This is a genomic window from Nitrospinota bacterium (genome assembly GCA_009873635.1).
Classification (GTDB): Bacteria; Nitrospinota; Nitrospinia; order Nitrospinales; family VA-1; genus LS-NOB.
Window position 1 is genome coordinate 1 of the sequence record WAHY01000021.1, and the last position, 14,837, is coordinate 14,837.

12 protein-coding genes are annotated in these 14,837 nt (G+C 41.0%); 1 reads left to right on the forward strand and 11 read right to left on the reverse strand.

Annotation, left to right across the window (positions count from 1 at the left end):
- From F3741_10620 to F3741_10630, 3 genes are all read right to left on the reverse strand, one after another.
- Positions 1-1,553: glycosyltransferase family 9 protein (locus F3741_10620; protein ID MZG31234.1), on the reverse strand; the 1,553-nt coding region annotated here is incomplete at its 3' end.
- A gap of 2 nt (positions 1,554-1,555) precedes the next feature.
- The gene (locus F3741_10625; GenBank protein ID MZG31235.1) at positions 1,556-3,337 is read right to left on the reverse strand and encodes a glycosyltransferase; all 1,782 of its coding nucleotides are present in this window, start codon (positions 3,335-3,337) and stop codon (positions 1,556-1,558) included.
- A gap of 10 nt (positions 3,338-3,347) precedes the next feature.
- The gene (locus F3741_10630) at positions 3,348-6,725 is read right to left on the reverse strand and encodes a glycosyltransferase (GenBank protein MZG31236.1); all 3,378 of its coding nucleotides are present in this window, start codon (positions 6,723-6,725) and stop codon (positions 3,348-3,350) included.
- Positions 6,726-7,003: 278 nt separating this feature from the next.
- Between F3741_10630 and F3741_10635 the strand changes: the two genes are divergently transcribed.
- Positions 7,004-7,690 carry a sulfite oxidase-like oxidoreductase gene (locus tag F3741_10635; GenBank protein ID MZG31237.1) on the forward strand — a complete coding sequence of 229 codons (687 nt, stop codon included), beginning with the start codon at positions 7,004-7,006 and terminating at the stop codon, positions 7,688-7,690.
- 13 nt (positions 7,691-7,703) lie between these two features.
- Here the strand turns inward: F3741_10635 and F3741_10640 are convergent, their stop codons facing one another.
- From F3741_10640 to F3741_10675, 8 genes are all read right to left on the reverse strand, one after another.
- The gene (locus F3741_10640; GenBank protein ID MZG31238.1) at positions 7,704-8,432 is read right to left on the reverse strand and encodes a hypothetical protein; all 729 of its coding nucleotides are present in this window, start codon (positions 8,430-8,432) and stop codon (positions 7,704-7,706) included.
- Between the two features lies 1 nt (position 8,433).
- Positions 8,434-9,165: a formylglycine-generating enzyme family protein gene (locus F3741_10645; protein MZG31239.1), complete on the reverse strand. Its 732-nt coding sequence runs from the start codon at positions 9,163-9,165 to the stop codon at positions 8,434-8,436.
- 47 nt (positions 9,166-9,212) lie between these two features.
- Positions 9,213-10,082, reverse strand: a complete 870-nt coding sequence (metF, locus tag F3741_10650) for a methylenetetrahydrofolate reductase [NAD(P)H] (GenBank protein MZG31240.1) — start codon at positions 10,080-10,082, stop codon at positions 9,213-9,215.
- A 126-nt stretch (positions 10,083-10,208) separates the two neighbouring features.
- Positions 10,209-10,724 carry a restriction endonuclease gene (locus F3741_10655; protein ID MZG31241.1) on the reverse strand — a complete coding sequence of 172 codons (516 nt, stop codon included), beginning with the start codon at positions 10,722-10,724 and terminating at the stop codon, positions 10,209-10,211.
- Positions 10,725-10,907, reverse strand: a complete 183-nt coding sequence (locus F3741_10660) for a hypothetical protein (GenBank protein ID MZG31242.1) — start codon at positions 10,905-10,907, stop codon at positions 10,725-10,727.
- A 61-nt stretch (positions 10,908-10,968) separates the two neighbouring features.
- Positions 10,969-13,653 (reverse strand): c-type cytochrome, encoded by a 2,685-nt coding sequence (locus F3741_10665; protein MZG31243.1) that lies wholly within the window; start codon positions 13,651-13,653, stop codon positions 10,969-10,971.
- 37 nt (positions 13,654-13,690) lie between these two features.
- Positions 13,691-14,449, reverse strand: coding sequence for a cytochrome C (locus F3741_10670; protein ID MZG31244.1), 759 nt, complete (start codon positions 14,447-14,449; stop codon positions 13,691-13,693).
- A gap of 27 nt (positions 14,450-14,476) precedes the next feature.
- On the reverse strand, positions 14,477-14,837 hold a 361-nt coding region (locus F3741_10675), incomplete at its 5' end, for a cytochrome B6 (protein ID MZG31245.1).

Here is a 14,837-nt window from a genome sequence, read left to right on the forward strand (position 1 = left end):
ACATTTTCCTTTCTTTTACTGAACATGTCGGTCAACGGTTTAATCTCCGGATTACTCATTCCCATAACTTCAATTTCCCGGTCTAACTCAGTGAGTTTCTCGCCAAATTTTTTTATTTTCTGTGGGTAATTTTTTGAAGAACCTTTGATAATTTTTCCGCAAAGGCTTTGCCCCGAATGAGCCACCTTCGCAATATCGTCTATTACTATAAGTTTCTTTTCTAACTGATCATCAATCAGCTCAATATCAGAGCAATCATATTCCCTTGAAAGGTTTTCACAAGTATTACTTATAAGCTGATCACTCACATCATTCTCACCTTCAAGAACTGCCCTCCACAGAAGAGTATAAGATGACCGGATCAAATCATTCATTTCAAGCTTATATTCAACCAGGGGCCGCAGCCTAAAATTCATGTTTGAGTCAAATTCCGTTTCATATACATTCACTTCCGATTCAGACCCGATTTCCTCCGGAAGGACCCATGACTGAGTTTTAATATGATTTTCTATCGCAGAGAAAAGATGTTGAGGGAGCACTTTGTCAACACAGACAATATTATTGCAATGGACTCCATAGCTGCATGGCGCGCAGGAAACTCCCGCCTGAAAAATTAAATGCCCGGGAGCAAAAGGAGCCGTTTCATAAGGGTGCGCATGGGCGAAAAACAGACTCACTATTTTTGTTCCAAGAGCTGCAGCCAAATGCATTGTACCCGTATCATTGGTAACCAGGTATTTGCATTTCTCAAGCAACTGGGCCAATTCATTGATACTGGTTTTACCTGCTAGATTCTTTATTCTGTCCTTATTTTTTGAAAGGTTGATCACCTCTTCTGCAATCTCATTTTCAGACTGCACCCCAAACATGATAATTTTCGCGCTGGTTTTTTCAATCAGCAAATCAGCAAGTTCCGCAAAATACCGGGTGGGCCATCGACGACCAACCAGGCTTGAACCCGCCTGAATACCAATCAACATTTCTTCAGAGTTTTCATCTGAAAAATCATCAAGTGATGGCTGGTTGGGTGGCTGAAGTACTTCTATAGATCGCCCCTTTACATCAACCCCTGCACTTGCTGAAAAAATTTCCACCAGATTAAATTCATTAAAAGTACGATTAAAAACCTCAATGCCAAAATATTGCATCCATGGGTGTCCTGTCATACGATTTCCAAATTCATTGCAATGAAAACCGATGACATTTTTTATACCCAGGTAACCAACCATTAACGCGCTGAATTTCGAATGACTTAAGTTTACTAACAGGTCATAATTTTCATTCTTTATAGCCTCAAGAGATTGCTCAATATAACGGTATACTTTTATCCATGATTGATCTTCCCAGTCTTCGCTGATCGTAAACTGTTTAAAGTTGAGAACAATTGATTCATCAACATCGGGTATGAGGGGGACTGCGGTGGCAAAATCACTGGTCACCAGGAGAGTAATTTTTGAATGAGGATACTTCTCCCTTAATCCCCTGATCAAAGGGGTTGTCTGTATCATGTCTCCCATTCGAGTCATGCTGAGAATTAAAATATTTTCAGCCACGATCAATCTTTCTCCTTTAAAATCTGGTCTAACATTAGAAATATGGACTCTTTACTATCTAAAGCTCCTTCACCTCTATAAATATGGTCTATTACTGTCTTTAAAGAGAAAGGGTGCTGACCTTTAAACTGTTTCAGGTATTTCCCCAGTTCCGTATTCTCACCTGCCTGCTCAACACAATAATCCAAGGGATCTCTATCATTTTCACCCAGGGAATCAAGAGCCTCTTTACGATCCAGAAAAACGTGTATCAATAGTTCTTGCATACGATGTTCCATAGTATGCTCCCTTAAAACACGTTGATACGCTTTCAAAGCTATTGCATTCCTTTCTTCCGGCCTTGCAAGGAAATAATCAATTTGCGCCCTCATTTGATCCATTGACTCGAAGGCTATAATTTCATCACCTACCTTAAACATGCGTGACAGGTCTTTTCTTTGATCCACAAGTTGGAAGCCCCTGCATGCGGCAATCTCAAAAGTTCTCGGGTTCACAAAGTCACCATCCGGATTAATACCATAGTGATAGGTGGAAGAATGCAGGTTGAGATTTATTTTTGCAGAGTTATAAATTTTAACCGACTCTTCTGTTGAAACACGTTTCTTACTATTTTGCACATGGCGCCCCAGAGGCGTTTCAGGATTCCACCCCTCACCCCAAATTTTGAAGTCCAGGTCCATCAACCTGGGAAAGGAATGAACTCTGTTATGATAGGGAGCTCCCATAAATGAAACATCTGCTGAATAAATATCGAAGCTAGCCAAAGGTTTGTGAATATCGGGGTAGCAGGCCTGCGGAAGATAATAACAATCCCTTACTTCTTTTGATCTCAACTCGTCATGAAAAGCACCATCCTGCAGGGTGAAAATGTGATCATAGGCAGTAACAATTTCTTTCCAATATGGCAAGGTCCTGAAGTCTTCTACAAACCAGAAAACAACTGGAATGTTTAACATTTTGAGTTTTTGAATTGCATCTGGAGTAAGCGGTGCCTGGGCAAGAGACAGGATGATGTCAGGTTGAAATTCTGCTGCCTTGGCGGCTGCTATTTCCCCCATAAACTTCATGAAGTTTTGGGAGAGTATTTCAGAGTTTTCAGGGTTGCGTGTGACTTTCTTTAATGAGAAAAAGCCCTGCTCAAAAGCTTCACAATCTACCGTAGCCACCTCATGTCCCAAATTTCTGAGAGCGCCTGCACAATGATGAGCGGTTGGTAAAGAACCTCCATAGACGGGATTAACAATCATCACCCTAAGCGTGCGTTCCTGAAGCAGACTTCTAACCTTTATACCCTCATCAAGCCTGTCGTAATAAACCTCGCCAATTCTTATAGAAGGAAGATGCTTAAAAATTTTCCAGTCACCAGGTTCGAGCCGGGCAAGCAAACAAGCAGGTGTCTCTCCCACCAGGAACCGCACCTTCTCTATAAAAGGCCGTATATCAATGCACGACATAAAAGCCCTGAACACGGGTAACAATGGTTCGACAACGGTCAGCGCCATCTCTTGCTTATTGAGTAAGGACCGAATGTGATAACCAAACCCCAAACCAAAAATAATTGTCTTCTGTTCCGGGTTGAAAGCAAAGTCTGCTGTCGTTTTCAATCCTTCATCTAAAGGGCGATACTGACTGTGCAAAGTTACTCCAGCAACCTGAGGCACAGGAAAGCCGTCTTTTGATTGAACGACTTTCACACTCTCAGGGAAGGGTTCTTCCGCAACACGCCTTGCAAGTTCTGGATCGGATTCTTGCAGGAGCTCCAGGTTTTGTTTGAAAAAATCCATATCAAGGAAGTTATTTTGTCAATACGACATCAGCACGAACATTTTCTAACAGCTCCCGGGCTGGCTCATGCGCTGAATCCAAAGCAAGAATGTATTCCAGGTTTTTAATTGAGTCCTCAAGCTTGCCATTCTTATATTGAATTCCAGCCAGACCATATCGCATATTGAGATCGGCAGGATGAAGGTCTATAAATTTATTCAAATATATTTCAATCTCGCCAAACTGTTCTATCTTATAGGAAAGTTCCATAAGGGATTTACAAGCTGAGAGGTTTTCCGGGTTTGTATCCAAAGCCTTGCAGAAATAATCATAAGCACCATCAACATCACCTCTATTAACTCTCACCATACCTAGTCCACAAAAAGCTTTATCATTAGCTGCGCTATTTTCCAGACATTTATTAAAACAAATATCAGCCTTCTTGTTATCACCCTTGTAAAGTGCCAGCAATCCAGATCCTAACCAGCCTTTGTCGTTATCAGGTTCCTTTAAACATGCATTTTCATAGCAGCTCTCTGCATTGTCAGGCAGCTGGAGCTTCATATAACAATCACCCATTCCAACGAGTGCACCTGCATTGTCTGGAGACAGGTTTAAAATTTCACCATAAAGTTTTAAGGCGATCTCAAACTCACCTGATTCCAGCACCTCAGATGCTTCCAAAAATAAATTTTTAATTTGTGATTCCCGCTTTTCACCTTGCAACATATCTTCCACCTCATTTTTATTAGAGCTTAATGGATTTGCAACAACCAGATACTGAAATACGAAGAATCTTTTAATCTCTTCAGCAGTCAAGTCTTTAATTTGCGTCCTGCCAAAATTAAGCGATGTGGCATTTTGATCTGAGAGTTTCTCATATTGCGGGTCCAGAACTTCATCAACACGCGCTATAGAATATCCAGCCTGTGAAAAGAGTTTTTCGATTTCCTTGAAGGTAAAAAACCTGAGATGGGTTTCATCAAGTATTCCTTCCTTCTCATAGGTCCAGTTTCCCTCGATTAATTGATGAACCACCCCATGAAACTGAACATTGGGTATGCTTGCCACAATTGTTCCTTTATTTTTCATTAATGGGCGTACTTTTTGCAAAACAGAAAGAGGGTCAATTAAATGCTCCAGAACATCTGCAAACAAAATACAATCAAAAGAATTTTTGCTATAAGGCAGCTCTATATCCTCTATATTTCCCTGAACCACATCGTCCAGAACATTTTTAGCAGCACAGGCGGCTTTGTTATTCATCTCTATTCCCGCCACAAAGGCTCCTGAACGTTTTTTGAGTTCCCGGCCAGTCATTCCAGCCGCACACCCCACCTCTAAAATGCATTTGGCATCATCAGGAACCAGAGGAATCAAGTCATGCCTGACATTCTGATAATATGAAGAAGATTTATCATCCTGTGATTCAGACTCATTGCTACCTTCTATTCTATTATCAAGAATTTGTATCATTTCATTTATGCGATGTTCATAAGTATGTCTTGCCAACACTTCATTCCTACCCTGGGCTGCTATCTTTTCCCTGACAACATCATTAACAAGATAATGAGAAATAGTTTCTTCAAGTTGATCATCGTCATAAACAACCAAATGTTCCTTGTCTTCAAAAAGCTCTTTTAAGCCGCTTCCATTTGCAGGGTCAGTCACCAGAAGACTGCCACTGCACAAAGCCTCGAAAACTCTCATATTGAGGTCATTGTTGATGGCATTATTAAATACAATTTTAGATTTACTAAAATGTTCAGCCATTTCATTCATGAATTTTCTCTGACAATCCAGTTCAAATTGTTTATTTATTCTTCCCAATAGATGATTGCGACGGTCTGGCTTTGAGGATATCGACCCTACGAAACCAACATCACAACTTTTGGGAAGCTCAACTTTTCCGTGTATTTCAGGATCACAAGCAAGAGGTAACCACATTACATTATCTATTCCAGCCCGGATCATGGGTTGCACATATGCTTTTTGTGCCAAAAAGACAAAATCGAAACTCCTGGCAACTTCAAGATGCCTGTCAAAGTTTATGTGGGTGTCAATGAGGTAACAAACCTTTGGCAATTTGTGCTGACCCAGATCTCTCGGGATATCACTCAAGCCCGTTTCAACCCATAAATAAAAGTCTGGCTTCCATTCATCAGGCAAACACCCCATCACTTCTTGCAAAGTAGTCTCATTACCCCTGTATATATCTTGTGGGGTTACTTCCCAGTTAAGAGCTTCCAGGTTCCATAGTTTGACAATATCTTCATTTATTTGAGAACCACAGGTGATGACATTATGATTTTTCCTGAATGCTCTCTCCAGATAGTGGGCGGTTGTGGCAGGATAAGATACAAAATCCATCAATACATTTTTGCGAACTTTTTCCTGAAAAGGAATGTCCTTATTCTGTAAATTGACTCCTGTTCTCTCAAGAAATTCAAGAGCAGATTGTTGGATAACCTTCTGCCAGGAATGAACAAACCTGGTTAATGGAAATTTTTCCTGAACAGTTTTCTGGGCCTGCTTGCCCAGCTTGCGAGCTTCTTCCGGATTTTTTAATAAAAAGTCAATGCACTCATTTAGATAATCAAAGTCCCTGGAAATATATCCATTTTTACCATCCTCAATGGGGGAGGACTTGTTCCATGAACTGACCACCGGCATTCCGGTTGCCATAGCCTCAAGCATGCTGAGGTTATAGCCATCTTCATATTCATCCACCGTAGTGTTGATGAATACACGGCATCCTCTGAAGTTTTCCAGTAAATCTTGAAACCCCTCCGACAAGCGGGAATTTGGAATATTGGGGTTGATGCCTAGAGTTGTCACAGGATGCTCCCCCACTATCTTCTGACTGTCTGAATACCCCATCATCAAATCTCTTTCCTGCATTAAGTTTCCTACCCGCAGCACAGTATCCCTTTCCCCCCTATATCCCCCATAGTCAGAAATATCTATTCCCGGCAAAATCAGTTCACCATCCAATCCCCAATCCTGTCTTTTCCTCTCAGATATGAACACATTTTTAACATCCCTTAGAAGAAGGTTTATTTGATTTAAATATTCCTGCCTGTTCACCTTATCTTTTCCTAAAGCAATTTCGGTAGATAAACAGTTGTGGAATACGGCAATTTTGGGGAGTGAATAGTCCTTAACTTCTATTAGATCTTTAATATTGTGTGCAATAATAAGATCAAGTTCACCAAGCTCCAGCATTTGCCGGGCATTTTCTTTAGAAATTATTGAAACGTTTTCTGGAACAGGGCGCATATTTTCATCCCATCTTCGGAAATGGCCCGGGGCAATCTCAGGTTCTACGATTAGGAATTGATGATCAGTTCGTGAGAGTAAACATAAATAGGGTTCATGCCAATTAAAAGAAAGGACTTTAAGTTTCATATTGAAGGGTCTCCACCTGGTAAAAGTCTGTCTTCTCCTTATTCGGTGAATCTGGAAAATGACTTAACCCTTATTAGCAATAGCTTTTAAACCGGAATACGGAACAAGGGATATTTGGAATAAACCGCTGAGAAAATCAGGCAATTTAATTTGTAACCAACTGGATTAAATCTCATCTTAACCAACGAGCAAACAGGGGCCAGCCCATCAGACAAACAACTTCCAGGTCAAAAGTTTATTTTATTTTTAATAGTTTAGGGATTATTAGTTAAAGTTATATGCAATACGATCCAAACTCAAAGAAAATCAAGGGACGGGAGCGGTTGATCGAGTATCGCAAGGCTTTTAAAGATAAACAGCCTTTAAAAGATGAAGTGCCCCAGGGGGAAGGTGAGCTTAACCGAGATGGCAACCCTAAGATTCCTCCCGGTCAGAGAGTGGTAGAAAGCTGGCCAGTCCTGGATCTTGGTGTGACCCCAGAGCTGGATGAGTTTTCATGGAACCTGACTGTATCCGGCCTGGTCAAAACCGTCAAAACCTTTGATTGGGAAGAGTTTCTCAAGCTTCCCCAGACCACTGATGTCTCTGACTTTCATTGCGTCACCACTTGGAGTCGATTGGACAATAAATGGAAGGGTGTTAAATTCTCGGATGTAGCTGCACACTGCGGCGTTCTCCCAAGCGCTAAATTCGTTTTCATAAAGGCCTGGGATGGATACTCAACCAATCTACCACTGGAAGAAGCCATGAAATACGATGTTCTACTAGTCCATGAATGGGAAAACCAACCCCTTACAAGAGAGCATGGTGGGCCAGTAAGGATGATAACCCCCCAACTTTACGCCTGGAAAGGCGCCAAATGGATTGGAGAGATCATTTTCCGGGACAAGGATGAACTGGGTTTCTGGGAAAAAAGAGGGTATTCCAACACAGCAGAGCCTTGGCTGAACGACCGATACTCCTGACTGAGGCAAGTGTTCAGGTAATGCGTAAAGTTTTCAACTTAGAAAAAGCTTCTGATTCCATAATTACCTTTGCCCCGTCATCCCTTATCCCCGTATCAAACAATAAAAGGCTTTCTACATTGGTCAGGGTTTTGGTGTTAGCCAAAAGTTTGGCAGACTCCAAATACAGATAATTACGGGCCAGATTTAAATGCTTCACCCTCTGCAATACTTTTGATTTTGCCAATACCTTTATGCCTTTGGGCGTAATTTCAGTCCGATAAAAATTCAGCTTTCTCAAATTGGCAAAAGCAGGAGCTTTCGCCAGCGTTATCAGAGTTTCATCTCCTACTGGATTTTCCTGTAATATCAGCACCTGAAGTTTTCTGAACTTCTCTGATTGAACAAGTGCGAGTCCACCTTCAGTCCCTATATTGTTATAGCGCAAATCCAGGAGCGACAGGTTCTCAGCGAAATCCGCTGAAGGTAATTCCTTTATCCCTTTGTCAGAAATATTATTTTCGCCAAGATATAATCGTTTCAGCTTTTTAAACAAGCGACAACGGAACAGATGGTGCGCACCACGCCATGTCAGTTTGTTTCTTGATAGGTCGAGATTTTCTACCTCAAAAATACGATTGGTCTGGACCAGGGCCTCAATTCCTTCATCCCCCAGGAATCTACCATTTAATTCCAAGGCTTCACCATCAAGCGACTCATCAATAATCCGGTTTATATAATCCAGTTTGACTTGTGTAACCATATCAATTTCTAACAGGTTTTAAATTGATCGCGCAACGAAAACCAATATCATTAAAACCCCGGGATAAAGGATAACTCCAGTCCCGGTATCCAGATGTCATAGCAACCACAGAATCCGACCATGAACCACCCCTTCTAACTTTCATGACACCTCGGGTTGGCCCTCTGGGATTATGAAGGATATCTGTGTAATAAAATTTGACTGAAAACCAATCTGCGACCCACTCCCAGACATTTCCAGCCATATCATAGACACCATTAGAATTGGGAGGAAAAGATCCTACTGGAGCTGCCTTGTCATTCAACTTAATCCCTCCTCTTGCAAGAGGCTTCATGAGATCAAAACCTTCGCCCCAGGGGAACTGGCAGCCATTACCATTTCCTGCCGCCCTTTCCCATTGAGCTTCACTAGGAAGAGCTTTTCCAATCAGATGGCAATAATCCGCAGCTTCATACCAGTTTAACTTTGAAACCGGGCAATTATCGCAATCAGAAAAAATACTTCTTCGCAAATAATGCTCAGAAAATAATTTTTCGAATTTTTTATTTGTCACCTCATACTTATCAATCCAAAAAGCGTCCAGATGAACTTTTTGTTCAGGAGCTCCATGTTGCGGCCCAAAGCGGTTGCATCCCCTTATGAAAGTTCCACCTGGAATCAACACCATATCATCTGTAACCTTAGACCCTTGTCCCATTACCGGGCTGGTCCAAACTATAAAAAAAATACCCATGCACAGGCATTTTAATATTACAGAGATACATGAAACTTTCAGGAAATTCACGTGAACTCTCTAAGTGCTTCCAATATGGTTAGTGTTGCCTTGGATCTGTTCAAAGTATAAAAATGAATGCCTGGTGCCTTGTTTTCAAGTAGCTCCCGACATTGTTCAATTGCATGGGCAATACCGATTTGCCTGACCTTTTCACTATCATCCTCAATCCCGGAAAATTTATTAATCAAACCAGGTGATAAAGTTGCACCGCACATCTTTGTAAACCGTTTTATCTGTTTAAGGTTCAAAACAGGCATTATTCCAGGAATAACCGGTATATTAATATTAGCCTTCGCAGCTCTATCCATGAAATCAAAATAATGTTTGTTATCAAAAAATAATTGCGTAACAAGAAAGTCTGCCCCACTATCTACTTTCCTCTTCAAATTTTCGATATCCTTATCAAGGTCTTTACACTCTACATGTCCTTCAGGATAGCAAGCCGCACCTACGCAAAAAGAAAAATTCTTTTTAATAAAAGCCACCAACTCATTGCCATATTCAAAGCCGCCCTCAGTTTTTAAAAATTTTTCTTCACCTTGTGGGGGATCCCCTCTAAGCGCAAGAATGTTATCTATATTCCGGGACTGCAAGCTTTCCAGAACCGAACGAATTTCCTGCTGATCGTGCCCGACACATGTCAGGTGAGCCATGCTTTCAAGACCAATGAAATTTTTTATATTCCCAACAAGGTCAACAGTCTTAGAACGAGTACTCCCTCCTGCTCCATAGGTTACCGAAACAAACCCCGGGTCCGAGACCTTAAGACGAGCTATCGTTTCAAATAAAGACGCGAATCCTTCAGAATCTTTAGGAGGAAAAAATTCAAAAGAAAAAATGGGCGCTGATAATCTGAGTTTTTCACTAATTTTCATGTAATGATAATAACATAAGGCATTGATAAACCAATGTAAGTTACAAGAGACTTTTTTGTTGGCTATTATGATCTTTCAGAGAGGTTTCGAGCCGCTTGCAGAAATTCAAATTTTCAGGCTCTTGATTCAGGATGACTCAGGAGTTTGTTCGTAAATACCAAACTTTTTCAGGTAAGATATAAATGCAACCACATTAACCAGTTCAACAGGTTCATCTTCAATTAAGTTCATCGCTTCATTTGTAAAGTATCCTGTAGTGATCAATATACCCCGCGACGCGCCTTCTCCTTTCACCGTATCAAGAAATCCTTTAACCTTTATTGCATTGACTGTTTTGTCTGGAGGATCAATGATGCAAAGCGCAATGTAGCTTCCACCCACAACAGGGGTTTCATCATTCATAGCAATTTCCAACTCATGATCATCGGCCCAAACAGAATGGGTGTATTCAAGGTTGAACTTTTCCAAAAACTCAATACATTTTGCTTTAAAGGCGTCTCGGTCAGTCAGGTAGACAGGTATATCAGAAGGACTTTCAAAGCTGGTTTGTTCTTGCGGGGGAGGAGGAGAAGTTTTTTTCAGGAAAACAATCAGGATTATACCAATAAAAAAAGCTAAGAATATGATCCCGAAAATGGCCACTTACTTAATCATTTCATCCCAAATTTTTTCTTTTTTACCTTCTTTTATCAAGCGGTCATGCTTGACCATCTGACGAACAGCAACCCAGAATACCCAAGCCACAAAAAGCAACATGGTTCCAATAGGAATGTTGTCTGGCTTGGTGGCGATTAAAAGAAAGTTTTCAAGACCTGAATTTTCCATTTTTTCTAGCTCTAATTGACGTTCAAATTATCATAATATATTGTTATGGGATGGAGCAAGATTATTCCTCTTCTTCTTCATCCTCTTCATCTCCGCCTTCTTCATCCCCTTCCTCATCATCACCACCTTCGTCCTCACCCAAAGATACGTCAAAGTCGAGTTCTGCGGTGTTATAGGCAACAATAAGATCTTTCAGGGTATTCACCTGGGTGTCCACATCCCCCACCGAATTAATTTCGCTAAATTTGGTCGGCACTTTATATTGATTACCATTTTTAACCCAATGAGATGGCATTGGAGTCCAAGGAATCATTGCTCGTGTGTCTTTAAGCCATTTTGGTATCCAATTTTGTTTAAGCCTTTTACTTGCAATAGAAAATTCGATACCCTTTTGGCCATCATCATGACAACGTCCACAATCCATATATGTAACCATCTCCGCACCTTTTTGCGCTATAGCCCCATCTTTTTCTCGATGCACACCTGCCTCATAACTAACATTGTCAGGAGATAATGCATTAAAATAGGCGGTTAAGTCAGCGACCTCCTTATCAGAAAAAGAAAAGGTGGGCATTTTTACTTTTATCCATGTTCTTACAGGCGTTGGCTCCTTCAAAAATGAATATAACCAAGAACTCTTAATTCGTTCACCGACATGATAATCTCCCATGTCCAACGGTGGGGGGTATTGAGCTTTTGCTTTTAGGTATTTCTGTATACGTCCACCTTCACCTTCTACATTATGACAGGCCTTACAATTATATTTAGTAATCAGCCTTCGGCCTGTTTCAATTATTTTTTCTTTTTCAGAAAGAATTTTTCGGTATTTATTAGGGACCTTTGTGCCATTAAATCCCTTTAATAGCACAACCAATGCATCAATTTCATCTGGTGCAAGATGAAAATTAGGCATCTTATCCAAAACCCTTTCAGTCCTAAAGGTATCCGGTTTTTTTAATTTAGTTTTAGCCCAGCTTTCCCAAGTATGAGGAATATGCGAGTCTCCAAACTCTAACTCCATCAACATTTTCCTTCCAAAAGCTGAAAGTTCTGGAGCAATACGTCCCTCTTTTTCCATACCTTTGATATCATGGCAAGCAAAGCAACCACGACGTCGAACTACCGTTTCTCCATGCTTAATAACATCAGGATCTTTTAACTTAGCCTCAAGTCCTGGAATAACTTCTTTCTTACCAAATTGCATTAGGTAGGATGCAATGTCAGAAGCTTGTTCGCCATTTAGGCGAAGGTCAGGCATTTTACTCTTCGCATTGTAACTATGCGGACTACCAATCCAAGTCACCAACCAATCGGCATTGACCTTATTGCCAATACGGCTCAGATCAGGAGCAAAGCTTTCTCCTTGTCCATTAAGTGCATGACACCCCTGACAACCAACTGATTCGAACAATTTTTTACCTTTATCAGGATCACCCGACTCAAATTTCTTTCCTAGCTTGTAATTTTTATCGGAAGCTGCCAGAAGATAGGCTGTAACTCCCATCAAATCCTTTTCATTGAATCCAAACTCAGGCATTCTCGTGTTTGGAAGATAGCCTTTGGGTTTCTTGATCCAGCGGTATAACCAACTTGGATCAACTTTACTAGCAATTCGATATAGCCGAGGTCCCACTTTCCCCTCATTTGCATAGCCATCAGCCAAGTGACAACCATGACATCCCAATTTTAAAAATAGTCTTTTTCCTTTGGATAAAAGCGGAGCACCATCCAAGTTGACAACTTCTGCATGGCAGTTTCTACACGTTGCCTGCTGAAAGATTCCATGCAAAATCGGCTCATTGACTTCTACCGTCTGGTCTGTCTCATGATGAGAACCATGCGCATGTTCAGCTGGTGCTGTAGCAGAACCCTGTCCCAAATGACACCAAGTACAACCTGTTCGTTCAGGAGGATGTTTTTTTATCAGCACATCAAGATTAGGGTGAGTCTTGAGAGGCTGTTCAAAATCTTTATAATGTTCATCTTGATAAGAAATATGGCAGGTCATACATCTGTCAACCCGATATATAATTTCTTTAAAACTGTTTTTACCAAACCCTGGAATAACAGTTTGCAAGATTTCTGCCGGCCGCCAAAAAAAGGGAAAAGGCTTGTAGTAGTCCATTGTCAACTCTAACTGGCTTTTTTGACGGGTTAAGTTGGCAAGATCTTTTTCAAATTTGAGCTGGTCTACCTTTACCTTAAGAAGCCTGTTCTCAGCTTCTTCCAGAATTTTTTGTCTCTCATCTATTATGGGTTTATATTCCTCTACCTTATCCTGAAGGGAATGCAAAGTTGCCTTCTGCACATCATAATTTTCCCCTTCATGCATAGCCTTTTTATAATAATAATAGGCTTCGTCTACTCGGCTCCCAGCAAATTTCTTTTGTTCCTTTGCCTCATCAACGGCAATCTGCTTGAGACGAACCTCCTCCACCAACTGCTGATAATTGTCTGAAGCTTCCAGTTCGCCAGTCTTTTTTGCTAGGTTTTCTCTAATCTGTTTTTCAGTAACAGCTATTTCAGCATTGACTGCTTTCCACTCACCCTCGGCGATAGCAAACTGCTCTTTAAAATACTGCTCCTGATAAGCTTTGAATCCTCGACGGGCATATTCATCGTCCCAGAATGCCCAAAGGGTTACAAATAGGGCCAACCCTGAGACGAGGAAAAAAAGAAAACTGTATGAGGTATGCTCATCAAATTCTCCTTCTTTAAAATCAGGTTTTTTTTCTTCTTCAGCCAATGTCTTTCTCTATCTTCAGTTAAAAATCTTAAACTTGTTAGACACTAATCCACGGGGTAACCATTATATATTTGATATTAAACCCAATTCGAAGGACAATTTTAATCACTATTCCCAACATTATAAGAGCCAATTGAATCTTTAAAAACATACGTAGAAACCCTACTGACTTTAGAGCCTTCCGCTCCATAAAGAAATAAACACCCGTGCCTATCCCAAAATAAGCTAAAAGCACACCACCGCCAAATATAGCCGACCATGTATAATCTCTAAACCCAAAAGCATAAGGCAGATCTACACTTGTAAGAGCTACAACCTTATGTGGGTCCCAATATTGCCATGGCATGAACAGGTTCCACCCGGGTCCCCTTAGAAAAACCCCCATAATAATAAGCGCAATCCAAAGAACCAGGAAACCAAAGCAGTAAACCCAGATAGCTACTTTTCTTTCATGATAAGTATAATAACCATTTCCCTTAGGATTAACATCCAGGTAAGGAATCAACATCAGCCCAACTATAATAAGGACAGGAGCCACAACACCAGCAAACCAAGGATCAAAGTAAACGAGAATATCCTGAAGTCCCAGGAAATACCAGGGTGCTTTTGATGGGTTAGGAGTTTTTGTCGGATTAGCAGCCTCTTCCAAGGGCGCATCAATTACGATGGACCAAACTGCCAGAGCAATAATTACTACCAATGAGCAAAGAAACTCTAGTCTGACCAGATAAGGCCAAACGTGAAGTTTGTCTGGAACGCCTTCTACTTTTTTCTTGGGTGCTGCTGCCTGAGCCATTATTTCATTTCCCCTTATTCATGCCCACTATAGCGGACCAGAAATACCACCATCTTTACGAATTCGCCAGAAATGCACAATCATCAAGGCCCCAGCAATTAAAGGAATGAATATGCAATGCAAAACATAGAATCTTAATAATGCCGGAGGTCCTACCAGGCTTCCTCCAATAAGCAATGACCTGGCATCATATCTGGGTGTGACCCCAACATACTCAGCAAAGGGTCCCTCATTTCCCAAAAATGGAGTTGCCCTGGCCATATTTGTTCCCACAGTAACCGCCCACATAGCCAATTGATCCCAAGGTAGGAGATAACCAGTGAAACTGAGCAACAGGGTAAACGTTACCAGAAATACACCAATGACCCAGTTAAACTCCCTAGGTGGT